Genomic DNA, 24,811 nt, shown 5'->3' on the forward strand with positions numbered 1-24,811 from the left:
TTACGCAGGCCAGATGAAAACGGCTAAGGTACCGTTGCCAACATGGCTCCCCACAACCGGGCCCACATTGGTCAGCACTTTCTCTTCCAGGGTGAAGTGTCCGGCCAATTCCCTAAGGAACTCTTCGCCGGAAGCCGGTTCAGCCGTATGACCCACGGCCACGTTGATTTTGTCCACACCCGGCAGTTCATTTTTGAACAGCTCGATCATGCGGGCTACTGCCTTTTTACGTCCTCTAACCTTCTCAACCGCGTAGATAATTCCTTCTGCATCAATAGAAAGGATCGGTTTGATGTTAAGCAGCGTCCCCAGAAACGCGGAGGCTTTGCCGATTCTTCCGCCTTTTTGCAGGTATTCCAAGGTATCGACGAGAAAGTACAGCTTGCGGGATTGACGAAGACTCTCGACTTTAGTCAAAATATCTTCCGGGCTATGCCCCTCTGCCGCCAGCCTCGCCGCCTCGATAACCATAAAGCCGAATCCATAGGAAGCGGAGAGTGAATCAATTACAGTAATTGATTCACCTTCCTCTTCCAGCATGGATTTAGCCAGAACAGCCGATTGATACGTACCGCTAAGACCTGAGGAAATGTGAAAAGATAGAATTCGGCAACCCGGTACACGTTCCTGAATCGCCCGGTAGACATCCATATATTCAGCCGGTGATGGCTGAGAAGTGGTCGGAAGCTGCGTTGAACGGGGAAGACGTTCATAGAATTGCTCCGGCGTCATGTCCACATTATCCCGGAATGCCTCCTCGCCAAACATCAGAGTCAAAGGAACAACCTCAATACCATACGCTTCCGCCATGGACGGCGGGATATCGGAAGTGCTGTCGGTGACGATCACAGTACGATTCATGGATTTCCTCCCCAAACTATGATGTGGCAGACAGAATGGCAGACCTGATAAAGGACACCATGCTGATTCTGCTTAAGACTATATAAGGAGTAAATGAAGCCTACGGTTCGACAGAGAAAAGGTAATAATACAGCGGCTGGCCGCCTTCATGAACCTCAACTTCAACCTGCGGGTAAGCCTGTTCAAGCCAGCTCTTGAGTGTTTCGGTAACCTTTTCCTCGGATTCAGCACCTGTCAGAATAGTGACAATTTCATCACCATTCACAAGCATGCTTGTGAGCAGCGCCTGACTTGCAACCAGCAGATCATCGGCAGCGGATACAATCTTCGAATTGGAAATTCCGATATATTGCCCCGATTTGATCTCCAGCTCCTCGATAACCGTATCACGGACGGCATTGGTAATTTGCCCCGATTTCACTTGAGTGATAGCTTCCAGCATATTGCTTGTATTCGAGTCTACCGTGTCCTCCTCCTGGAAGGCAAAGGCAGCGGCTATCCCCTGCGGGATGCTTTTGCTTGGAATAACGGTGATTTCCCGTTCTCCTTCAAGCAATTCCTTGGCCTGCTGGGCGGCAAGCACAATGTTCGAGTTATTTGGCAGGATGTAAATATGCTTCGCCGAAATGGATGAGATCGCGTTAACGAAATCTTCGGTACTCGGATTCATCGTCTGCCCGCCGGACAGAATAGCATCCACCCCCAGGCTTCTGAAAATATCAGAGATGCCTTCACCCGAAGAAACGGCAATGAATCCGTACTGAGCCATATCATCCGCAGGAGGAACAGCTGGAGCCTGTACACTGCTCACTTCCTTAGGAATATCTGCAAATACCTCAGGCATAGGCGCAATATCCATTCCTGCAATCAGAAGATCACGATGCTGCTCGCGCATGTTGAGGATATGGATTTGTGTGATCTCACCATATTGAAGCGCCAGATTCAGTACCTCTCCCGGAGTCTTGGAATGAACATGTACCTTGATGGTCTCATCATCCGAAATGACGATAATCGAATCACCATTAACTGATAGTGCTCTGCGGAATGCCTCTTCATCAAAGTGCGTTTTCACCGAATTGCCAAGCAAACGGTTGATAAAAAACTCCATATCGTATAAAAATTCAATGTCTTCCGTAGACAGCCGGGATTGAGCAGAGGACTGCACTGAGGACAATACGTTCTCATGTTTGGTCAGCACTGGGGCTGGGGCCGCTGCAGGAGCGGGGGCTTGTCCTTGCACAGTAACGGGAACTGCCGTGCTTCCATGGCCCGTCAAATGTTCAAGAAATCCTTCGTAAATATATACCAAGCCTTGCCCCCCGGAATCAACTACCCCTACCTGTTTCAGCACAGGCAAAAGTTCTGGAGTATTGGCTAACGCTTCTTTGGCTTTGGCCAGGACCTCAGTCATCAGTTCTATTACATCCGTTGTGCGCCGTGCATAGTAGCCGGCATGTCTTGCAGCTTCCTTGGCAACTGTAAGTATCGTTCCCTCTACCGGTTTGACCACCGCTTTGTAGGCTGTATCCACTCCGGTCTGCAGCGCTGCTGCGAACTGCTGCGTGTTCAATTCTTCGTATTGGGCAGCGTACCGTCCAAGACCTCTGAACAGCTGTGACAAAATAACGCCGGAATTTCCCCTCGCGCCCATTAAGAGACCCTTAGACAATACTCCTGCACATTGGCCAACAGAGGCGGTATTATTTTTCTTCAATTCGTTCACGCCTGCAGTCATCGTCAAATTCATGTTGGTTCCCGTATCCCCATCGGGTACAGGAAATACATTCAGGGAATTGACGTGCTCTGCATGCTGCTGCAGCTTCTCCGCTCCGGCGAGTACCATTGCGGTAAAATCTGTTCCGTTTATAGAACGCTTACTCAATGAGAATTCCCCTTCCTAACTTCATGCCTAATCAATTCTATGATTAACTGGACATAATACACTAATTTATATTGTACTATAAGAGCCAAAAGAAATAAATGTTTTTGAAGCGGTTGACGAAGCAAATTTTGCTGTGATATTATATTTAAGTATTGTTTTACGCAGGTGTAAGTAACAAGGAGGTGTAATCTATGTCCCGCAAATGTACTGTAACTGGCAAGAAACCGGGCAGCGGCAACCACGTATCTCATGCGAACAACCGCAACCGTCGCTCTTGGGGAGTTAACGTTCAGAAGGTCCGTATCCTCGTGAACGGCAAACCGAAACGCGTGTACGTCAGCACCCGTGCTTTGAAAGCCGGCAAAGTTGAACGCGTTTAGTCTTAGGTTTTCCTAGGACCTAGCGATATCTCATATGAAGCAAAAAGCACCCTTTACATATGTAAGGTGCTTTTTTTCATGTTTTCTTTTCTATTCCGCCCTCAACTTTTCTGAAATGTGTTCAAAATCGCTTTAACAAAACCTCCCAAAAATCTTGGCAGCTTGAACGTGTAAAATTTCATTATTAACCCTCCCATCAATTCATGCCATACGGTAGGAGACTTTCCTGGCGAGCCGATAACCTGGCGAATGCAGACCTCCCTTATTGAATAAGAAGAAACGACTTGGCCGTCCCCTGGAAGAGGCGGTGTTTTTGTTTCTCAAAAAATAAAAGGATACAGGGAATACTGGAACTTCGGCTTTCCTATTCAAAAAAGGCTACATGAGATTTCTGCTCATGTAACCATATTTATGCGTCGGCAACTTGGCCTATACCATTAGATCGAACGTATCGCTTACGTTTTAGCGCAGGGCTGCCTCCGCCGCTTCCCGAATGGCCTTGATGGCAGCTGCGCGGTCACTTCGTCCGAACACCGCATTTCCGGCGACCAAAATATCCGCACCAGCTTCTGCAACTAGTGGAGCGGTCTCTTCGGCGATTCCACCGTCTACTTCAATCCGTAGGGAGGTATGATTCACTTCCCGGGCCCATTCCCGGATCTGACGGATCTTCTTCAAGGTGTGCGGAATAAACGATTGACCTCCAAAACCGGGGTTTACCGTCATTATAAGCACCATATCAATATCCTCCAGCACCTCTTGCACAGCTGATGCAGGTGTACCCGGATTAATCGCCACACCGGCCATTAGTCCAAGCTCCTTAATCTGGTGAACTACACGGTGAAGATGAACACAAGCCTCGGCATGAACTGTAATAACCGATGCCCCTGCGGCTGCAAACTCTGGGATATAGCGTTCCGGATTCTCAATCATCAAGTGGACATCGAGCGGCAATGAGGTGTGTGCTTTGACAGCTTTTACAATCGGTGGGCCTAGGGTAATATTCGGCACAAAATGGCCGTCCATGACATCCACATGAATCCAGTCCCCGCCACTGGCTTCGGCTTCTGCGACCTCTGCGCCCAGTGCGGCAAAATCAGCTGATAATATCGATGGTGCGATTGTAATCATAGGGTTAGTACCTCCGCTTTTTATCTTTCATTTCAGTATAGAACAGCTTGTAATGGTCATAACGGCTGCCTGCAATCACTCCCGTATTCACGGCATCAATGACATGGCATCCGGGTTCATGCAGATGGCTGCAGCCGCGGAATTTGCATTGTTCGGCAAAAGGGGCAAACTCCCGGAAACAAGTAGACAACTCATCCACACCGAGCTCCAGAAAATCCAGCTGACTAAAGCCCGGAGTATCGGCCACAAAACCTCCGTTGCCAATATCCATTAACTCCACATGACGGGTAGTATGCCGCCCCCGGCCCAAGCGAAGACTGATTTCTCCTGTTTCCAGTTCAAGGCCGGGCACAAGGCGGTTCAGCAATGTAGACTTGCCGACACCGGACTGGCCGGAGAAGACACTGATAATGCCTGCCAGACGATTCCGCAGCTCCTCACTGCCGGAGCCGGTAAGCGAACTGGTGACCAACACTTCGTAACCAATACGCTCATACAGCTCTTTGACAAGTGCAGTGGCTTCACCTTTATCGTCAGCCAGATCCTGCTTCGTCAGCACGATAAGAGTCTCCAGACCGGAGTGTTCAATGTGTACCAGGAATTTATCAAGAAGATTCAGATTCATATCCGGTTCCCGCACCGAGAAGAGAAGCACAGCCAGTTTGACATTGGCTACCTGCGGACGGATCAGCTCGGACTCCCTGGGAAGCAGCTCATCAACCATCCCTTCTCCATTTTCGGTCAGAATATATTTAATCCGGTCACCCACAAGCGGAGCAACCCCTTTCTTCTTGAGGATTCCCCGCCCTCTGCATTGTACAGCCTCTTCCTCCGTAGCTATCAATCCTTCACGAAGCGGCTTGACGTAATAATAACCGCTTAATGCTTTGATTATAATTCCTTCAGGCATACATCCTAAGCCTTCCTCTCCTGATATTGCACAAATGACCCAAGTCTATAAAAAGCTCCCGGGTCATTCTGCTAGCTGCAGTCAGCTCCGGAATTTCTTCAGAAAAGCTGCAGCTTTTATCCATTTATTTACCTTTTTTATCTTTTCCACTCTTCGAAGATGCCTGTACGTTTCCGGCATTGTTATTCGTAAATCCGGTCTGATCCGCTGCTCCAGTGCTGCCACCTTCAGTAGAAGGAGGTAAAATCTCCGGTGCTATTGTAGGATCAGCTGAAGCTGGTGCCTCCGTAGGGGCCTGAGTCGGCTCAGGAGTATTCTGAACCGGTGGCTCTGGATCAGGAACCGTCCCATTTTTGGCGTCTGAATATTTTATCGTATAGGTTTCGATGAAATCGCCATCCTGATATACAGAGATGGAACCGTCCTTATTAGGAGCTAGCAATAGATTCACAGCCAGATTCTGGCTTTTGGCTATCGTGCGGGTTCCCCATTCCTGGTTCTCGCCATCCTTACGGGCGTCAGCATAAATAATGCGGATTTTTGTCTTTTTACCTTCGACTGAAGGAGTCACCGGCACATTGAATGTGTATTCCAAAGCCTCAGGTGGATAACCTGTACTTACCGTAATATTGATCTTCTCACCCGGTGAGGCCGTATCGCCTTTTTCATATGGCCATTGGTTCATTACGATGCCTTTTTCTTCAGAGAAGCTGGATTCCTCTTTAACTTCACCAAGGACAAGACCGGCTGCCTCCAGCATAGCCTTCGCATCTTCCTTCGTGTGGCCTTTGAGATCAGGTATAGGTGTCGTCTCTTGCCCCAGACTGACGATCAGCTTGATCGTTGCTGTCTCAGGGTCATATGGACTGCCCGCGGCCGGCTCTGTGCTGATGACCTGCCCTTCAGGAAAGTCCTCGCTATAACGCGGATCTTCAGTAATCCGGTTCTGTTCAACACCCTCTGCGATCAGCAGTTTTTCGGCTTCGTCTTTAGGTTTGCCCGATAACTCAATCATCTCAGGCAGCTCCTTGGCAATACTAACTGTGAGCAGAATAGAGGTTCCTTCTTTGACCATGGTATCCGGAGCTTTATTTTGCTTAAATACCACATCAGGCTCCTTATTGGGATTGTACTCCGTCAGTGGTGGTTCTTCCGCGACGAGCCCTACCTTGGCCAGCTCTGCTTTGGCCGCTTCAAAGGACATGTCGGTCACCGAGGGTACTGCCACTTCATCCACATCGAATTTGTCACTGACATACCACACCAGCCCGCCCATCGCCGCCAATAGCAGCAGTGTGAGGCCGATCCATAGCACAGGACGTCCCCATTTCCGTTTGGAAGGGCTTCGCGGCATTTCTTCTTCGTCATCACGCCTCATCCGATCTTCGCCGCCACGGCTGCCTAAAGTCCGCTGCATCGGCCGGATTGCCGGAATAATACGGGTTCTGTCCTCATCTTCTTCATCATGGAACTGAGCTTTGGACTCGCTTCGACGTTCAGGCAGCAGACATGTCTCCAAATCCTGCAGCATTTCTTTGGCAGACTGGTATCTCTCTTCCGGATTCTTGCGCATGGATCTTAAAATAACATTCTCTACGCTTTGGGGTATCAGCGGATTCAGAAGACGCGGCTCTTCAAATTCCTCCTGTAAATGCTTCAAAGCTACGCTAATCGGGCTTTCACCCAAGAATGGAAGCACTCCGGTAAGCATCTGGTAAAGGACAATTCCCAGGGAATAAAGATCGGACTTTTCCCCAGTCGCTACCCCTTTTGCATGCTCTGGCGAGAAATAATGAACTGAACCAACTACAGATCCCGTCTGGGTTATGGTAGTAGAAGTAACTGCACGGGCTATTCCGAAATCTGTTACCTTGACTCGTCCATTACGGCCAATCAGAATGTTGTGGGGTTTGATGTCCCTGTGAATGATCTGGTTCTGGTGTGCATGGTCCAGGGCATCGCATATCTGTGAAGCAATACGGATGGATTCATCTACCTGAAGCGGGGCCCGTTCTTTAATAATCTCATTCAAGTTCTTGCCTTCTATATATTCCATAACAATATAATGAATTTCATCTTCCTGTCCTACATCGTATATGCTGACCACATTTGGATGAGACAAGGATGCGGCGGATTGCGCCTCCCGCCGGAACCGGCGGATAAATTCCTCATCATGCACAAACTGGTTACGCAAAACTTTAATCGCGACGTTACGGTTAAGCAGGATATCATGGGCCCTATAGACGAGCGCCATGCCACCTCCTCCAATCCGTTCGATAACCTGGTAACGGCCGCCCAATTCGTGACCGATCATTTATCCCACTCCTTCGTTTCGGGCACAGCGGCCACTCCTTGATGTTCTAGCAAAGCGACGCTAATGTTATCGCCACCGCCGGCAAGCAAAGCCAGCTGAAGTAAACGGTCCGCTCTTTCTTCCAGGGATATTTCATGTATCCCTGCCACCTTGCCCAAATGCTCCTGGCTGACGAAATTGCTTAATCCATCACTGCACAGAAGCAAAAGCTCCCCTTGTGACAGATGGACAGGTGCCAGATCAGCCGTTACCTCCGCATCCGTACCCAGAGCCCTGGTCAATACATTTCTACGCGGATGGTTGTCAAGCTCCTCGTGGCTGATCTGGCCATTCTTGAACAGCTCATTGACCAGCGTATGATCATCGGTTAACTGTACGGCTATACCATCCTTGATCAAATAGGCTCTACTATCCCCGATATGGCCGATATATCCATCCGGACCATTTAAAAGAACAGTAACGACAGTCGTACCCATGTTATGGTATTTCTCATCGCGGGAAGCCTCATTGTGGACTGCACTGTTGGCCTCATAAATGGCAGCAGCGAGCGCACCCTGAAGTTCTTCCTCCGGAAGATCAGGCTGTAGCCCGTCCAAGGCATTCTTTATGGTCTCCAGAGCAAGACGGCTCGCGGTGTCGCCAGCCAAATGTCCACCCATTCCATCGGCTATAATGCCGAGGGTATAGCCGTTATGTGTCACCCCGATCCAGACTGAATCCTCATTGACCGTACGTACCCGGCCAATGTCGCTGGCATGAACTGTTCTGATCAAATATCCTCACCCCAACTCCATATGTTTGGCGCGCAGCTGTCCGCATGCGGCCGCTATATCATGGCCCTGCTCACGGCGGATGGTTACATTCACACCGTGATCGGCCAAAATACGTTGAAATTCAAATATATCATTGCGTGAAGTCCGTACATATTTGCGTTCAGGCACATGATTGACGGGAATAAGATTCACGTGGCACAGCATCGTCTTAAGCACTCCGGCAAGCTCCTCGGCATGCTCCTTCTGGTCATTAACGCCACCAATCAGGGCGTACTCAAAGCTGATCCGCCGGCCTGTCTTAGCCTGATAATACCGCAGAGACTCAATCACATCATCAAAAGGATACCGCCGGTTAACCGGCATCAGCTTCGAACGAAGTGTATCATTGGGTGCATGAATGGAAATAGCCAGATTGATCTGTGTATCTTCATCAGCAAACTTATATATATTCGGCACAATACCGCTGGTTGAGACAGTGATATGCCGTTGTCCAATATTCAGGCCTTTCTCATGGATCATGAGACGCAGGAATCGCATAGTGGCGTCATAATTCTCAAAAGGTTCACCCGTTCCCATGATGACAATGCTGCTGACCCGCTCCCCACGGCTATCCAAAATCTGTTGGGACCGGACGACTTGAGCCACTATCTCGCCCGCGGTCAAATCACGCTTAAGACCACCAAGTGTAGAGGCACAGAATGTGCACCCGATCCGGCAGCCTACCTGAGTCGTAACACACACGCTGTTGCCATAATTGTGTTTCATAATTACAGTCTCTATCGCATGATCATCATGCAGCCCGAAGAGGAATTTCACAGTACCATCTTTGGATTCCAGCTTAGTGATCTCCGTAAGAGCCGTAATACGAAATTGTTCTTCCAGCTTGGCGCGCAGCGCCTTGGACAAGTTACTCATAGATTCAAAATCATTCACCCGTTTGACATACAGCCAGTCAAAAATCTGGCCTCCGCGAAAAGCCGGCTCACCATTCTCCTTGGCCCACTGCTGCAACTCTTCCAGAGAAAAATCATATATTAAAGGTTTCATTAGATTCAGCACCTGTACTTTCTTAAAATATTGAAATTTATTAGAATACGCATCAATTTATACATTTTTATCATATGCGTATTATTTCTCATTCTTCCTATTTTAACACAAATTTCAGAGACGGTAAAAGAAAAGCCCGCCGCGCATAAAGACGTGCGGGCGGGAGACCGTAAAATGTCTTAAAGTTTGCTATATTACAAGAGTCTTTGAAGCCTGGAAATGAAGAAACCATCACTGCCATAATGCTGCGGCAGCAGCTGTATTCCGTCGCCCTCAGCAAGCGCGGTTCCCTTTACTCTATCCCATACTGGGGAGCTGAAGGTTACAGAGCTAAATCCGGGATTATTCTGAAGAAATTCAGCGATAATTTTGCTGTTTTCCGCCTGTTCAGTTGTACATGTACTATAGACCAGAATACCACCGGGTTTCAATAAACCAGAGACTGTCTGCAGCAGCTCAGACTGTAGTTCAGCCACACTGGCTACATCCTCCGGCTGTTTACGCCATTTAAGATCCGGTTTGCGGCGGATCACCCCAAGTCCGGAGCAAGGGGCATCAAGCAGAATCCGGTCAAACGATTCCGGCTCGAACTTCTGTGCTAGCTGCAGTGCATCACTGCTTCCCGTAACTATGCTATCGAGTCCAAGCCTCTTAGCCTGGTCTCCAATCAGCTGTGCCTTGTGAGGATGCAGATCATTTGCATAGATGAACCCTTCGTCCTTCATCAGCTCACCCATATGGGCGCTTTTGCCGCCAGGAGCAGCACAGCAGTCAAGTACTCTCATACCTGGTTCCGGTGCAACTGCCTCCGCCACCAGCATGGAGCTCTCATCCTGAACAGACAAATAGCCGTCCCGGTACCAGGTACTAAGCGCGAGATTGCCGCCGCCTTTGACAATAATGCCATAAGGGCTGAGCTGGGAGGGGGAGGCCTCCAGTCCTGCTTCAACCATTTGTGCCAGCAGTGCTTCGCGGCTGATCATCGTAAGATTCACACGAACACTGGATACTGGCGGTTCATTGTTCGCAGCGCATATCGCTTCAGCAGCCTCCAGCCCATACTCCGCAGCCCACTGTCTAACCATCCACAGCGGATGGGAATGGAGTACGGAAATCCGTTCTTCGCGGCTCAGATTCTCTGGCAAAACTGGGAGATCCCCGGCGCGAAGCACGCTTCGAAGTACACCGTTCACCATGCCAGATATCCCTTGATGCCCGCGTTTTTTGGCGATATTCACCGCTTCGTTAACAGCTGCATGGGACGGGACACGGTTCAGATACATAATCTGGTACAAGCTAAGTCGAAGCAAATTGCGTACCCAAGGCTGGAGCTTGGCAACACCTTTGCTTACGAAACCACCAAGTACATAATCTAAGGTAATTAGGCGAGAGATACTGCCATATACCAGCTCCGTTGCCAGTCCCGTATCTTCACGGCTAAGCGAGGACTTCTGCAAGCTGCTGTTGAGCAGCAGGTTACTGTATGCTCCTTGCTGCTCAACACGGACAAGAATATCTAGCGCTACTTCCCGTGCAGATTCGGCTGCTCCGCTACCCGAAGCACCTGACCGGTTATTCCTACCACTAGCTCCTTTGCCTTTGCTGCCACCTGCAGGTCTCGCTCCAGATCCCTTACCGCTGCCGTTCGGCTTCACCTGTGGACCTTGGCGGTCCGCGCCGCCTTTGCCCGCGCTCAACCCAGCACCATCCCGGGCTTCATCACCCCTCCACGGCTGAAGTCAGCTGCAGTCATGGCTTTTTTACCTGCTGGTTGAACTGAAGTAAGCAGTAGACATCCATCCCCTGACTTCACCTCAATACCGTCACTGCTCACTGCAAGCACCGTTCCTGGCATAGTCCCTTTGCTTTCACTGTTCCCGGCAGGTTTCTGCGCACCCCATACCTTGAACGTTTCTCCATTCCAAAGTGTAAAAGCGCCTGAGAACGGGACCAGTCCGCGAATACGGTTATAGATATCAAGCGAATTCGCCTTCCAGTCAATCCGTTCATCTTCTCTGCTGAGATTTGGAGCGTAGGTTGCTTCACTATCGTCCTGAGGAGTTGCCTGCACGCGGCCACTGACAAGCCTCGGCATTTCATCCTTAAGCAGCTCACAACCTGCCAGACTAAGCTTCTCAAACAACGTTCCCGACGTGTCCGTATCTTCAATAGAAACCTCTACCCGCGAGATCATATCACCAGTATCTAGTCCCTCCGCCATATACATCAGAGTAACGCCGGTAACCTTTTCCCCATTAATAATACAACGCTGAATTGGAGCACCCCCCCGGTATTTCGGAAGCAGTGATCCATGGACGTTCACACAACCGAATTGCGGAAGATCCAGTACCGATTTGGGCAAAATCTGCCCGTAAGCAGCCGTAACAATCAGATCCGGCTTGTAGGCTGCCAGCTCAGCTACGGCTTCAGGGCGCCGCATCCGTTCAGGCTGCAGGACCGGCAGGCCCAGAGCCAGAGCCGCTTCCTTCACCGGAGAAGGCGTCAGTGTTTTTTTGCGTCCCTGCGGACGGTCCGGCTGGGTGACGACGGCCACAACCTCATAGCCCTGCTTAAGCAGCATTTGCAGGGAGGGTACCGCAAACGCCGGAGTTCCCATGAATACTATCTTCATTTCCTTCACTCCTCAGTTTCGCTGCGCTCAGCTGTATACTCATATACCTTCTCGGCAATATCCGTGAACAGCACCCCGTTCAGATGATCAATTTCATGCTGAAACGCCCGGGCCAGCAAGCCGCTTCCGGTGATTGTCACTTCCGTACCCTCACGGTCAAGTCCGCGTACAGTCACTGTCTCTGCACGGCGCACATCTCCATTTAAGCCAGGTATGCTTAGGCAGCCTTCCGGTCCGAACTGCTCACCTTCCATACTAACAATTTCCGGGTTGATCAGCTGGATCAGTCCATGCTCTTCATCTGCATCCACTACGATGAGACGCTTCAGAATGCCAACCTGCGGGGCAGCGAGTCCGACGCCCTCCGCATCATACATAGTATCCGCCATGTCATCCAGCAGTTTTTGAACATTGGGAGTTACCTTCGTTACTGTCTTTGCTGTCTTGTGCAGCACTTCATCCGGTTCTTTTACAATCAGCCTTATCGCCATATACACACACCATCCTTGAAGATTTCTATAGGTTATCTAATTCTAATCAATCCAAGCTTGCTTGCGCTCTATATTTGCATTTTAGAATTCTCTGTAATGCGTACTTATTGTAACATGCCTGATGATCACATCAACATCTGCGGGTCTACGTCCAGACTGATTTGAAGACCTGTATCGCGAACTGAATCCTCAAGTTCTTCAGCCACCTGACGGGCCAGCCCAATCGCATCAATAGAGCCGCGCCACTTGATAATACATTGGAATCTGTATCTGCCTTTCAGCCGCGGTAGCGGAGAAGCGACAGGTCCGAGCAAATCCAGCGCATCGGATGACAGCTTATCCAGACTGCCGAACCAGCGCAGCTGCCGGGCCTTTCCCTGCAGATTCAGCGCATAATTTTCTGCCATCCGCAGCAGCACTGGAAGCTGTTCATGGGAAAGGGTAACAAGAATCAGGCGGCAATACGGCGGATAATGCAGCTCCCGGCGGTGTTTCAGCTCTTCCCGCACAAACGAGTGATAATCGTGTCCGCTGGCATGCACAATTGAATAGTGCTCCGGCGTATACGATTGTACAACCACCTCTCCCGGAAGCTGGTGTCGCCCAGCTCTCCCTGCCACCTGTGTCAGCAGCTGAAAAGTCTTTTCTGCCGCTCTGAAGTCCGGCAAATTCAGTGCTGAATCTGCTGTGATCACACCCACCAGCGTAACATCAGGAAAGTCCAGCCCTTTGGCTACCATTTGCGTGCCCAGCAGCACATCTGCTTTCTTATCTCTGAACTGGTTAAGTAGTTTCTCATGCGAACCCTTCTCCGTGGTAGTGTCAACGTCCATTCGGATGACACGGATACCCGGGAACAGCTTTCCGAGCTCCTCCTCCACCCGCTGAGTCCCCGTACCAAAGAAACGGATATGCTCACTGCCGCATTCCGGACACAGCTTGGGCGCCGGTTCGGCATGGCCGCAATAATGGCAGCGCAGGTTATCGCTGCGGCTGTGGTAGGTAAGAGAAATATCACACTCTGGACAGCCGGCCACATACCCGCAGTTACGGCACATCACAAAGGTGGAAAACCCTCTGCGATTCAATAGTAATACTGTCTGCTCTCCGCGTTCCAGTCTGCTCTCCAGAGCCGAATGGAGCCGGCGGCTGAACATCGAACGGTTCCCCTCCTTGAGCTCCTCCCGCATGTCAGTCACATGCACCTTAGGCAATTCATTGCCGAGCGCACGGCTTGGCATGTGCAGGAGAACCGGCGAGAAATGAATATCGCTCTGGGAGCGGGCCGCATGATAGCTCTCCAGCGAAGGAGTCGCTGAGCCGAGAATCACAGCAGCTCCTCCCTGTTCTGCTCTACGAACCGCCACATCACGGGCATGATATTTCGGATTCTCCTCCTGTTTATAAGAGGATTCATGTTCTTCGTCCATAATAATGAGGCCAAGATTCACAAACGGTGCAAAAACTGCGGAACGTGCGCCTACCGCCACTGTTGCTTTGCCTTCACGAATTTTACGCCATTCATCATATCGTTCACCGACAGACAGGCGGCTGTGCATCACCGCCACGCCGCTTCCGAAGCGGCCTTTGAAGCGTTCGACCATCTGCGGAGTAAGGGCAATCTCAGGAACCAGAACCACCGCCTGTCTGCCCTGGTCCACACAGCGCTGAATACACTGGAGATAAATTTCTGTTTTACCGCTCCCGGTTACCCCATGCAGCAGGAACACCTCATGCCGCTGCTCATCGACGGTTGCTGCGATTCGCGTATACACTGCTTCCTGTTCGGCTGTCAGCGGCAATGGAGCAGTGGGCTTAAAGTCACGGCCACGGTAAGGATCACGGTATACTTCAATCTCTGTGATCTCAATAAACCCCTTATCTTCCAGTGCTTTCACCGTCCCGGCCGTTACTTGCAGAACTGATAATATATCCTTCATCGGCATGGGCAACACGGCTTCCATTTCAATCAAAAAGGCCAGCACTTCTTTTTGGCGGGCTGAACGCGCCGGAAATCCGGCGAGGGATTCGCGGGCTGCGGAAAGGCCAATGGCCAAATCGACTGCCTTTAGCTTTTTTTTGCCCATCTTATCCTTAATCGACTGGCTCTCAGCCAATACACCGCGGCGGAGCATAAACTTCACCGTCTCCGCAGCATGAGGAAAGGTACGTGTCAGCAGCTTCATGGAGACTTCACCATGACGTCCCACGAATTCAGTGATTCGGCTCTCTTCCTGATCGGTCTCCAGAAACATAGGAAACAGCTCATCCGGATTGCTTCCGTTGTCTTCCGAAGTATCGCCAAGTGTGATGAGCCGTTCGGCCTTGCCTTTCAGAGCGGTTGGAAGCATCGCCTGAAGCGCAGAAATACGTCTGCAGGCATATCTTTGGCTCATCCAGTCACCGAGCTCCACTAGCTCAGGGGATAGCGGGGGAAGCAAGTCCAGCACTTCCTGTATGGGTTTCAATCCCGATACTGCACTAGTCTCCCCTGATTCCAGTGACACTACAAAGCCTTGCACCGTCCGGTGTCCAAAAGGCACCGCCACCCGGCTTCCCACTTCAATCCACAGCTTAAGCGAGTCCGGTATCAAATAGTCAAAAGGCCGGTCAGTGCTGCGTACAGGAACATCGACAATGACCTTGGCTATCTCCATTATAATCCAGCTCCGGAAATGCGAGTTGCAGCCAATTGCAGCACTTGCCTCGCAACTTCGTCTTTTGAAACCAGCGGAAGATCAAGCACTAGACCCTTGGCGTCATAGATGGATACGATATTGGTATCTGTCCCAAAACCCGCACCTTCGGTTGCCACATCATTGGCAACGATCAAATCCAGATTTTTGCGGATCAGCTTGTCCTTGGCATAAAGTTCGGCATTACCTGTTTCGGCGGCAAATCCGATCAAAAATTGCTTATCCTTCATTTTCCCGAGGCTCTCCAGAATATCCGTTGTCTTCACCAATTCAAGTGTCATCGTATCGCCGCTTTTTTTGATCTTGGATTCAGCACTCTGCCGAGGACGGTAATCTGATACTGCAGCGGCCTTGATCAGGAGATCACAATCCTTCCAGCGGCTTACCACTGCTTCATACATCTCCGCAGCCGATTCAACCTTAACCACCTGGATCTCCGGGTCCTGTGGAGGTGCTTCGTCCGTTCGTGCTGCGATAAGTGTTACCTCAGCTCCCATTGCACGCGCAGCCCGGGTGAGTGCAAAACCCATTTTTCCGGAGGAATCATTGGTAATGTAGCGTACCGGATCAATCCGTTCAATGGTTCCGCCAGCGGTGATGATCACTTTTTTGCCGGTTAGGGGCCCGTTAGCTGAAGTATGCTGAAGAGTGAAAAATTGCTCTACAACTTTTACTATAGCTTCAGGCTCCTCCAGCCGACCCTTCCCTACATAGCCGCAGGCCAGCAGACCCTCGCCGGGTTCAATAAACTTCACACCCCGCTTATACAGCGTATTAATATTTTCGAGCACCGCCGGATGCTGGTACATGTGCACATTCATAGCAGGTGCCACCATTACGGGAGCCGTTGCAGCAAGCAGTGTAGTGGACAGCATATCATCCGCCAGCCCATGTGCCATTTTAGCGATGATATTGGCGGTTGCCGGTGCTATCAGAATAAGATCGGCAGAATCTGCCAGGTCAATATGCGAAATCGAAGACGGATCACGCTCCTGAAAAGTATCGCTGTATACGCGCTGTTTGGACAATGACTGCAATGTCAGTTCGGTTATGAACTGTTTCGCTGAAGCTGTCATGATCACATGCACCGTAGCCCCTTTTTGCGTAAGCTTGCTGGTCAAGGCAGCTCCTTTGTATGCAGCAATTCCACCGGTAATCCCCAATATAATCGTTTTGCCCTGTAAGCTCTTCAACTTAATCTCCCCCCTGTTTCCTTGCTGGCACCTCTACCATCCTCAATTATGAAAAGAAAAACCGAAAATCCTCACTTTTTGAGAAAAAAATAACAACCTTCCGGTTGTCAGGTACAGCCCGGTCCGGGCTATTTAAAATATTGGACCTCTAACCCAAGAAGAAACGGCAGCAGCCATACAAAAGGTTGCGTCCGTTTCTGATCATGGCTTAGCAGGAATAGCTCGGACTACTCTTCGCCGCGGGTTACAACGATGCGGTCTTCATAAATTTCTTCCAGAGCGACACCGACGTTCTTATGTGATCTCGGAGCTTTGACATCAGTCTTGCCGCCTTCACGCAGCGCTCTTGCCCGGCGGGCTGCAGCAACAACCAAGGAATACTTGCTGTCGACTTTGGTCATCATTTCATCAATGGATGGATATAGCATGTAAAACACCTCTTCATCTTTTACTGTGATATGAGCTTGAGTTCTGATGTAGCTATCATCTCACCTTACAATGCTCGGCGATGATGATACTTTCTATTCGTTTGCAGGCCAGATCAATCTCATCATTCACTACTGCATAATCGTAATGTCGGATCAGGCCGATCTCATCCTCTGCCACGGACATACGGTGGTTAATGACATCAGGATGCTCCGTACCGCGTCCGCGGATGCGGTCCTTCAATTCGTCCATAGACGGTGGAAGGAGGAATACAAAGATACCTTCGGGAAATTTGTCTTTGACTTTGAGGGCTCCCTGAACTTCGATCTCCAGAATAATATCTCTTCCGCTGTCGAGTGTTCTCTCCACAAAATCACGCGGAGTACCGTAATAGTTGCCTACGTACTCCGCATATTCAAGCAGTTGGTCAGCTTCAATCATAGCTGCAAACTGCTCTCTGGTCTTAAAGAAATAATTGACTCCGTTCTCTTCGCCTTCACGCGGCAAACGTGTGGTAGCAGATACGGAATAGACTAGTTCAGGCATCTTCGGCCGCAGTGCGGAACACACGGTTCCTTTGCCAACACCGGACGGACCGGATAGTATGATCAGCAATCCTCTTGACATAGTACACTCCATTTGTTGTTATTCGTCGTTATCGTCATCTTTGCTGGAAAGACGGTGTGCCACAGTCTCCGGCTGCACAGCCGAGAGAATGACATGATCGCTGTCAGTAATGATGACGGCCCGCGTCCGGCGGCCATAAGTGGCGTCGATCAGCATATGCCGGTCTCTGGCCTCTTGAATAATACGTTTGATTGGTGCAGATTCCGGGCTGACAATGGAAATAATTCGGTTGGCCGATACGATATTTCCAAAGCCGATGTTGATTAATTTAATTGCCATGTTCCGGTTGTTCCCCCCATAGGTTACATCGTTGCTTGCTTCAGATAGCTGTCATTCCAAATTCGCTGCTTGTTCACGTATCTTCTCCAGCTCAGCCTTCATATCCAGCGTGAGGTTAACCAGAGTCAGATGATTGCATTTGGACCCGATTGTATTCGTCTCCCTGTTCATCTCCTGAATGAGAAAATCCAGCTTGCGTCCTGCCGGCTCGCTTCCTTTCAGCAGAGCCTTACATTGTTCAAAATGACTATACAACCGGGTAAGCTCTTCATCAATATTACAGCGGTCGGCAAAGATAGCCATTTCCATTCCGAATTTATGCTCTTCAAAAGGGAACGTCCCGTCACTCAGCACGCTAAGACGCTGGCGCAGCTTCTCACGGTATTCGTTCACGACCACTGGAGCAAGCACAGCCATTTCAGCATGCAGCTCCTCCAGATGATTCAGCCTGTGCCCCAGATCAGCGGTTAGAAATCCGCCTTCACGTGCCCGCATCGCTATCAAGGCTTCCAGACTCTGGTTCAGACCCTGCACAAGAATATCCTTGAAGTCCTGGGACAAGTCGGATGCATGGGCATCTTCCTTGGACTCCATTACACCGGGTAGCGAAAGGACGTCTTGCAGCAGCAGCTCACCTTGAATTCCAAATTCTTCTCGCAGCTGCTCGGCAGACTTCAAATAGGAACGTACCGCCGAACGGTTCAGCACTTGTGCTAACTCAGCTTCTTCGGTATGCTCCCTGTTAATGATGACATCCACTCGTCCCCGTTTGATATGAGTTTGAACCTGTCTTCGCAGCATATCCTCATAAACCGTCCATTCCCGGGGCATCCGCAGTACAACTTCGTAGTAACGGTTATTCACCGATTTGACTTCGAATGTAATCTTGTAACCGCCGAATTGCAGGGAAGACTGACCGTATCCGGTCATGCTAAATGACAACGGAATCACATCCATTACACTATTGTAATTGATTATTACTAGCGAAACAAGGGGGACAATTTGCGTCCTTGTTTCTCCCACACATACTCCAGTAGCTGCACACTCATATCATAGAACATGAAAGGCGTCATCAAATAGATACCATTAAAATGCGCAGTAGCCGCATCCAGCAGTTCTTTGGCGATCCGTACACCCTCTGCACGTCCTTCTTCGCCTTCCAAGCCCTGCATTCGGCTTCTCACTTCCTGGGACAACTGTATGCCGGGAACTTCGTTGTGAAGGTATTCAGCGTTACGTCCGCTGGCCAGCGGCATAATGCCGATAAAAATTGGAATCTCCAGATGTGCCGTAGCCTTTGCAATTCGTTCGATCAGCTCTGGATCATAGACAGGTTGGGTCATGATATAGTCTGCACCGGAGGCGATTTTTTTCTCCAATCGTTCAACTGCCTTGTCCAAATGTTTAACATTAGGATTAAAAGCGGCTCCGATGACAAAATTCGCATTTTGTTTCAGCGGCTTGCCGGAGAAGGCGATACCGTCATTCAACTGCTTGATCATCCGTATAATCTCAAAAGAGGTCAGATCGTAGATCGAGCTTGAACCCGGCAAATCGCCGAATCTGGCCGGGTCACCCGTAACTGCCAGCACATGATCAATCCCTAAGGCATCGAAACCCATAAGATGGGACTGGGTTCCGATCAGATTGCGGTCACGGCAGGCAATATGAACCAGCGGGCGCAGCCCCGTACGAGCCTGTACCAGATGTCCCAGCGCCATGTTGCTCATCCGTGTTACAGCGAGCGAATTATCCGCCAGAGTCAGCGCATCTGCTCCTGCTCTGCGCAGCGCTTCCGCTCCACGCATGAACTTTGCGATATCCAAATCACGCGGCGGATCAAGCTCAACAATTACCGTATGGCGTTCCTTGACCAGATCAACAAGTGTCGGTTCATGGCCATCGCGTTCCTCGTTCTCTCCCAAATGCTCCTGCACTATAATTCGTTCCAGATTGTTCTGGACGGTAGGCTCCGGCAGGGGCTGCAGAGAATACCCTCTAAGTGCAGCAGAGATTTCGGTGATATGTTGTGGCGTTGTGCCGCAGCAGCCGCCAATAATACGGGCGCCCATATCCGCAAAGACCGGGGCCATCTGGCCGAAATAATCCGGCGACGCACCATACCGGTACTGGCCGTCCACATAATCTGCGATCCCGGCATTGGGATACACCGATGCGGGGAGCCTCAGGCTTCCCTGCAGCGAATTCAGCGCCCGCTTAATGCCATTAGGTCCGGTCCGGCAGTTGAAGCCGATAATATCCGCCCCATCCTGTTCAAGAATATGAAAGGCCTCCGTCAGTGTTAATCCGTCCAAGGTCCGCGCGGTCTCATCTACAGCGAGCTGGCAGATGACCGGGAGCTCGCTGAGCTTGCGGACTGATCTTAATGCCAGATGCAGCTCCTCCACATCATAGAATGTTTCCAGCATAATCCCGTCAGGCTGCTCTTCCAGAAGCGCCGAAAACTGCTGGGTATAAAACCGCTTCAGCTCCGAGCTGGACAGATTTGCCCGTTTACCTGCACGGATTGAACCTACCGCACCTACAACGTAACCGTTATCTCCAGCGGCATGCCGTGCGATCCGCACACCTGCGCGGTTGATATCAGCCACCTTGGCCTCCAGGCCAAATTTGGACAGCTTATCATAATTGGCGGAGTACGTATTACTCTCTAGCAGCACCGCTCCCGCTTCCATATAGCTCCGGTGTACATCTTCAATAACCTCCGGAGAGGTCAGATTCAATTCTTCATAGGAGATACCGACCGGGAAGCCTTTTTGATATAAAAAAGTTCCCATCGCTCCGTCTCCGACCAACACGTTATTCTTCCACGCAGAGCGCAAATCCGGCTTCACCGTAAGAACCTCCCCTATTCAGTCCATAGTTTCATACTAATGTAACATAAAACGGGATGGATGATAAGCTTTCGCCAGGTAAAAGCTAAACGTCTTATCCGAACTAAAAAAAGCAAATCTCCGTATTGGAGACTTGCTGTAAACACATGGAAAATCAGCTTATTCTGAATTTCCCGGCGAGTTCTAATAATTCTTCAGACATTTTTGCCAGAGCCATAGAAGCACCATTGACTTCTTCAACCGTCGCCAGCGTTTCCTGCGCAGAAGCTGATACACTCTGTGTCCCGTCAGATGTCTCATTGACAATTGCAGATATTCCTTCAAAAGTTGTAACCAGATTATTGGTATCACTGGACATTTCTTTGGAAGCCTCGGAAACTTCACTTATCTCAGCGGTCACACCATTCATGGCCAATTCTATTTGTTCAAAAGCTTCCCCCGCTTCAGTGACAGAACGGATGCCCACAAGCACCACTTCTTCGCCTTTCAATACCTTGGATACACTGATTTCGCTCTCCACCTGGATACTCTTGATGACCTCAGATATCTGTTTTCCTGACATTGCAGTTTGGTCAGCAAGCTTCTTCACCTCAGAAGCTACAACCGCAAAACCTCTGCCTGCTTCTCCTGCACGCGCTGCTTCGATGGAGGCATTCAAGGACAAAAGATGGGTCTGCTCTGCAATCTCATTAATAAAGTTAATAATCGTACCGATTTCCTTTGATTTCTCACCCAGGGATTTAACGGATATGGCAACCTCAGAAGAATTATCCTGAATCGATGCCATTTGCTGTATAGCTAATTTTACGGCGTCTGAACCCTGAACCACAATTTGTGAGGCATTAATAGCTGATTGATTCACACTGAAGGCACTTTCTTCTATAAAAGTTGCCTGTTCATTCATCCTGTTTACCATCTTCATGCTTCCGGCTATACTTTCAACTTGTTTATCCGTACCTTGGGCCAGATCCTCAGTAGTGCGGGCAATATGTTCAGTGGCCTGGCTTGTCTGTTCCGCACCTGCTGTCAGTTCTTCGGCTGAAGCTGCAACTTGCTCGGCATGAGAGCCGATTTCCTGAATCAGATGGCGCAGATTGCCTGACATGTGATTAAACGAAACTGCCAAATCGCCAAGTTCATCCTTATTCTTGATATGAATTTCGTTAAGTGTCAAATCGCCATCTGCAATACGGACTGCCGCTGCCTGCAGCAACTTGATGGGCTTTGATATCTGACTGCTGATCAGTAGAGATGACCCCACTGCTGCTATTAGCGATATGATACTGATTCCAATGATTGTCGTTTTCACATCTTTTGCACGTTGCTGTGCCATTACAGTTCTAGCATCAGCTTCCGTCTGTTCCGTGGTAACCAGGTTACGGGCTACTTCAACAAACTTATCCAGTACGACGCTTTGGTTAACTGCAATAGAGACAACGCTCTCTAGATCACCTTTATTTTTAGCGTCAATCATCTGATCAGAGATTACTATAAATTGCAGTTGCAGCAAATCTAGTCCGGCCAAAATCTGCTTTTTACCGGGATCCGTTATCAGTGATTCCAGCTTTGCATGATGATCCGTGAATTTGAGGCGTGCAGCTGCATAACCATCCATTTTTTTCGGATCAGCGGATATAATATAATCGGATACATTGGCATGTTCAGATTCGATGGTAGTGTTCAAATCTTTGATTAAACCAATGGTGGCCACTTGCTTTTTCAGGAGGCTGGTATAGGTTGCATTAATTTGCGAAAGATACATGTATCCGGTAGCTCCGAGAAACACCAGCAAAACCAAAACAATACCAAACCCTACATATAAACGCTGCTTGATACTTTTCGCTTGTAAAAACCCCTGGATTCTATTCACTTGTTTCCCTCTCCCCTTGGCCCCAAAATCTCTTCAGCTTGTGCTCTGAACGTGCTTGCAGCCACCTCCGGTGTAATACTGCCGGCATATAGGTTTTTTAGTATAATTTTCAGAGCGTTTTGAACAACTGTATCAGACAACGGTGCCGGCGGATCAATAGGGGTAGAGTGCTTGGCAATATAACTCATATATGTGTATTGTTCTTTCCCCTGTTCGGTGGACTGGCTGGATAATTCTTTTGCAATTTTAGCAGCAATCGGAACCCCTCTGTCACCCTTGAGAATGTTATTCGCTTCCTTGTTATTGGTGAGAAAATCAATGAATTTAACCGCCGCTTCCTTATGTTTAGCATAAGAAGATACCATTATGAACATGGAAGGTTTCACAAAGTTCCCTTCTGCAGTAGCTCCCTCGACCGTAGGAAGGTTCATGATTTTCAGCGTTCTGCCCGCTTCTTCACCGTTAGAGACCATTTGGTTGCTTACAAGTTGTAAAAATGCCGCTTTCCCTGTTGCCAGTGGATTTTTCTCATCCTTGGACGAATCTGTACCGGGGTTCAGAAGCCCCTGATCCAGCCATGTTTTCGTCAGTGTCAGATATTCAACCAGGGTAGCATCTTTGAAGCCAAGACCCGTTTTTTCCTTATTGTAAAAGGACTCACCCTTCATTCTGAACCAATAAGATAAATCAAACATTGCATGCAAAGGATAAAAACCCGGTGTTTCCACCTTATCTTTAAATTGCTGCATGGTTTGCTGCAGATCCTGAATGGAATACGAATCTTTAAGCGGCTCTATGCCATACTGTTCAAACATAGCAGGGTCATATCCGATTCCGAGGGCATTTGATCCCAAAGGGATACCATACTGCTTCCCCTCATACTGCCCTGAGGCCAAATAGGATTTATCCACATCCGACAGATCAAGGATTTTGGATTTGATATACGGTTCAAGCGGCTCGATCAAATTATGGGTGACATAGTTAAAAGCAAAATTATAGTCCGTTTGCATAATATCCGGTGTTTTTTGCTCAGCGGTATCCATTGCCAGCTTTTGCGCTACCTCGGCAGTTGAAGAATAATCCTCTGTACTAATTTTTATATTGGGATTCTCTTTCTCAAACATCTCTATAACCTTTAAGGTGATCTCCTTACGGGCCGGTTTACCCCACCACACAAAATTCAATGTGATTTGTTCATCCTTCTGTACTTCTTCGCTCTCTTTTCCGGCACAACCCACAAGTGATATCAACATCACAAAGGTAAATACAATAGCAGAAATACGTGTTGATTTGTGTTTCATGAATGCCCGCCTCTCTAATACGAATCAATTTCTGTAAAAATAAATTCCTATAATTGCAAGTAACTTATCATCTATATCGGCTGGTTCAGTTAATTATTGCTAAGTTTTTTCGACTTATTTCAACAATAAGAAACTATTCCTATTGTGTATAAATTCACATTTCTACATAAATGCGAAAAAGAGCTACTTCCAAGTGAATAATCCACTCGAAAATAGCTCTAGTTATTAATTCATCTTATAGAAGGGCCGTTAGATATCTATAGAACCAGTGTAAACCACCTGAGCCGGACCGGTCATGTAGACATGATTGTCTTGTTCGTTCCATTCAATGTACAGATCCCCGCCCTTCAGACTGATCGTCGCGGAGCGGTCGGTGAGACCATTCATCACAGAGGAGACTAATGTGGCACAGGCGCCGGTTCCGCAGGCCAAAGTAGGTCCCGCGCCGCGTTCCCAGACACGCATATCGACATGTCCGCGGTCCAGCACGGTAGCGAATTCAACGTTAACTTTTCTCGGGAACAGCGGATGAACTTCCAGCTTCGGTCCCCAAGTGTTCAGGTCAAAGCCTACAGCATCGTCCACATAGATTACGCAGTGTGGATTGCCCATGGATACAGCTGTGAATTTGAACTCTCTGCCATCCGCTTCAATCGGCTGATCCAGTACCGGCTCAGCGTCAATAGCTACAGGTATCTGTGTTCCCGACAATACAGGCTCGCCCATATCAACCGTAACAGTCTCCACCACGCCATTATCCACCTTCAAAGATACTTTCTGTTCGCCGGCACCGATAGTTTCGATAACGATCTGCTCCGAGCTTACCAGGCCGTGCTCATAGACATATTTGGATACGCAGCGGATCGCATTCCCGCATTGTTCGGCTTCCGATCCGTCTGAATTCATGATGCGCATCATATAATCGCCGCGTTCAGACGGCAGGATATATACCAGTCCGTCAGCACCAATGCCGAAGAACCGGTTACACAGCTTTACTGCAAGCTCAGAGGCATTGGCAGGAAGCTCCTGTTCGCCGAAAACGATAATAAAGTCATTGCCAAGGCCGTGCATTTTGGTAAATTCCATTGAGATCCCACTCCTAAATGTTATTAACGTTAACCAAGCATACCTTAAGGAGTAGGT

General features: G+C 49.2%; 22 protein-coding genes. 1 reads left to right on the forward strand and 21 read right to left on the reverse strand.

The genetic code is table 11. From position 1 onward, the window contains the following. Entirely contained in the window at positions 1-861 is an 861-nt protein-coding gene (locus ACAN54_RS09060; protein ID WP_379153194.1) for a DegV family protein, read from the reverse strand. 100 nt (positions 862-961) lie between these two features. Next, positions 962-2,743 (reverse strand): DAK2 domain-containing protein, encoded by a 1,782-nt coding sequence (locus tag ACAN54_RS09065; protein ID WP_379153196.1) that lies wholly within the window; start codon positions 2,741-2,743, stop codon positions 962-964. A 191-nt stretch (positions 2,744-2,934) separates the two neighbouring features. On the opposite strand from ACAN54_RS09065, the gene rpmB reads away from it, so the two are divergent. Further along, positions 2,935-3,123 carry a 50S ribosomal protein L28 gene (gene rpmB / locus ACAN54_RS09070; protein ID WP_019911441.1) on the forward strand — a complete coding sequence of 63 codons (189 nt, stop codon included), beginning with the start codon at positions 2,935-2,937 and terminating at the stop codon, positions 3,121-3,123. A 101-nt stretch (positions 3,124-3,224) separates the two neighbouring features. Here rpmB and spoVM read toward each other — a convergent pair whose 3' ends face one another. From spoVM to dapF, 19 genes are all read right to left on the reverse strand, one after another. Then, positions 3,225-3,305: a stage V sporulation protein SpoVM gene (gene spoVM / locus ACAN54_RS09075; RefSeq protein WP_020431362.1), complete on the reverse strand. Its 81-nt coding sequence runs from the start codon at positions 3,303-3,305 to the stop codon at positions 3,225-3,227. Positions 3,306-3,585: 280 nt separating this feature from the next. Next, positions 3,586-4,254, reverse strand: a complete 669-nt coding sequence (gene rpe, locus ACAN54_RS09080; protein ID WP_379153198.1) for a ribulose-phosphate 3-epimerase — start codon at positions 4,252-4,254, stop codon at positions 3,586-3,588. A gap of 4 nt (positions 4,255-4,258) precedes the next feature. Beyond that, entirely contained in the window at positions 4,259-5,164 is a 906-nt protein-coding gene (gene rsgA / locus ACAN54_RS09085) for a ribosome small subunit-dependent GTPase A (protein WP_379153200.1), read from the reverse strand. A gap of 124 nt (positions 5,165-5,288) precedes the next feature. Continuing rightward, positions 5,289-7,478 carry a Stk1 family PASTA domain-containing Ser/Thr kinase gene (pknB, locus tag ACAN54_RS09090; protein WP_379153202.1) on the reverse strand — a complete coding sequence of 730 codons (2,190 nt, stop codon included), beginning with the start codon at positions 7,476-7,478 and terminating at the stop codon, positions 5,289-5,291. Next, positions 7,475-8,251: a Stp1/IreP family PP2C-type Ser/Thr phosphatase gene (locus ACAN54_RS09095; protein ID WP_379153204.1), complete on the reverse strand. Its 777-nt coding sequence runs from the start codon at positions 8,249-8,251 to the stop codon at positions 7,475-7,477. The genes pknB and ACAN54_RS09095 overlap by 4 nt, the downstream gene beginning before the upstream one ends. A gap of 6 nt (positions 8,252-8,257) precedes the next feature. After that, positions 8,258-9,298 (reverse strand): dual-specificity RNA methyltransferase RlmN, encoded by a 1,041-nt coding sequence (gene rlmN, locus ACAN54_RS09100; protein WP_379153206.1) that lies wholly within the window; start codon positions 9,296-9,298, stop codon positions 8,258-8,260. Positions 9,299-9,492: 194 nt separating this feature from the next. After that, positions 9,493-10,953, reverse strand: coding sequence for a 16S rRNA (cytosine(967)-C(5))-methyltransferase RsmB (gene rsmB / locus ACAN54_RS09105; protein ID WP_379154186.1), 1,461 nt, complete (start codon positions 10,951-10,953; stop codon positions 9,493-9,495). 38 nt (positions 10,954-10,991) lie between these two features. Beyond that, a complete protein-coding gene (gene fmt / locus ACAN54_RS09110; RefSeq protein ID WP_379153208.1) occupies positions 10,992-11,930 on the reverse strand; it encodes a methionyl-tRNA formyltransferase in 939 nt (312 codons plus the stop codon). A gap of 5 nt (positions 11,931-11,935) precedes the next feature. Continuing rightward, the gene (def, locus tag ACAN54_RS09115) at positions 11,936-12,421 is read right to left on the reverse strand and encodes a peptide deformylase (protein WP_379153210.1); all 486 of its coding nucleotides are present in this window, start codon (positions 12,419-12,421) and stop codon (positions 11,936-11,938) included. 125 nt (positions 12,422-12,546) lie between these two features. Next, positions 12,547-15,078: a primosomal protein N' gene (gene priA / locus ACAN54_RS09120; protein ID WP_379153212.1), complete on the reverse strand. Its 2,532-nt coding sequence runs from the start codon at positions 15,076-15,078 to the stop codon at positions 12,547-12,549. Beyond that, on the reverse strand, positions 15,078-16,310 hold the full coding sequence (gene coaBC, locus ACAN54_RS09125; protein ID WP_379153214.1) for a bifunctional phosphopantothenoylcysteine decarboxylase/phosphopantothenate--cysteine ligase CoaBC: 1,233 nt from the start codon (positions 16,308-16,310) through the stop codon (positions 15,078-15,080). Before coaBC ends, priA begins: the two co-directional genes overlap by 1 nt. Before the next feature lie 227 nt (positions 16,311-16,537). Beyond that, positions 16,538-16,738 carry a DNA-directed RNA polymerase subunit omega gene (rpoZ, locus tag ACAN54_RS09130; RefSeq protein WP_379153216.1) on the reverse strand — a complete coding sequence of 67 codons (201 nt, stop codon included), beginning with the start codon at positions 16,736-16,738 and terminating at the stop codon, positions 16,538-16,540. A 55-nt stretch (positions 16,739-16,793) separates the two neighbouring features. Then, positions 16,794-17,363, reverse strand: a complete 570-nt coding sequence (gene gmk / locus ACAN54_RS09135; protein WP_379153218.1) for a guanylate kinase — start codon at positions 17,361-17,363, stop codon at positions 16,794-16,796. Positions 17,364-17,381: 18 nt separating this feature from the next. Next, positions 17,382-17,642 (reverse strand): extracellular matrix/biofilm regulator RemA, encoded by a 261-nt coding sequence (gene remA / locus ACAN54_RS09140; protein WP_006209218.1) that lies wholly within the window; start codon positions 17,640-17,642, stop codon positions 17,382-17,384. A gap of 51 nt (positions 17,643-17,693) precedes the next feature. Then, entirely contained in the window at positions 17,694-18,584 is an 891-nt protein-coding gene (locus tag ACAN54_RS09145) for a YicC/YloC family endoribonuclease (protein ID WP_379153220.1), read from the reverse strand. Between the two features lie 38 nt (positions 18,585-18,622). Next, positions 18,623-20,497 carry a bifunctional homocysteine S-methyltransferase/methylenetetrahydrofolate reductase gene (locus tag ACAN54_RS09150; RefSeq protein WP_379153222.1) on the reverse strand — a complete coding sequence of 625 codons (1,875 nt, stop codon included), beginning with the start codon at positions 20,495-20,497 and terminating at the stop codon, positions 18,623-18,625. 154 nt (positions 20,498-20,651) lie between these two features. Further along, positions 20,652-22,367: a methyl-accepting chemotaxis protein gene (locus ACAN54_RS09155; RefSeq protein ID WP_379153224.1), complete on the reverse strand. Its 1,716-nt coding sequence runs from the start codon at positions 22,365-22,367 to the stop codon at positions 20,652-20,654. After that, positions 22,364-23,668, reverse strand: a complete 1,305-nt coding sequence (locus ACAN54_RS09160) for an ABC transporter substrate-binding protein (protein WP_379153226.1) — start codon at positions 23,666-23,668, stop codon at positions 22,364-22,366. Before ACAN54_RS09160 ends, ACAN54_RS09155 begins: the two co-directional genes overlap by 4 nt. A 249-nt stretch (positions 23,669-23,917) precedes the next feature. Continuing rightward, a complete protein-coding gene (gene dapF / locus ACAN54_RS09165; RefSeq protein WP_379153228.1) occupies positions 23,918-24,754 on the reverse strand; it encodes a diaminopimelate epimerase in 837 nt (278 codons plus the stop codon). Positions 24,755-24,811 lie beyond the last annotated feature (57 nt).

This window comes from Paenibacillus diazotrophicus (assembly GCF_042610465.1).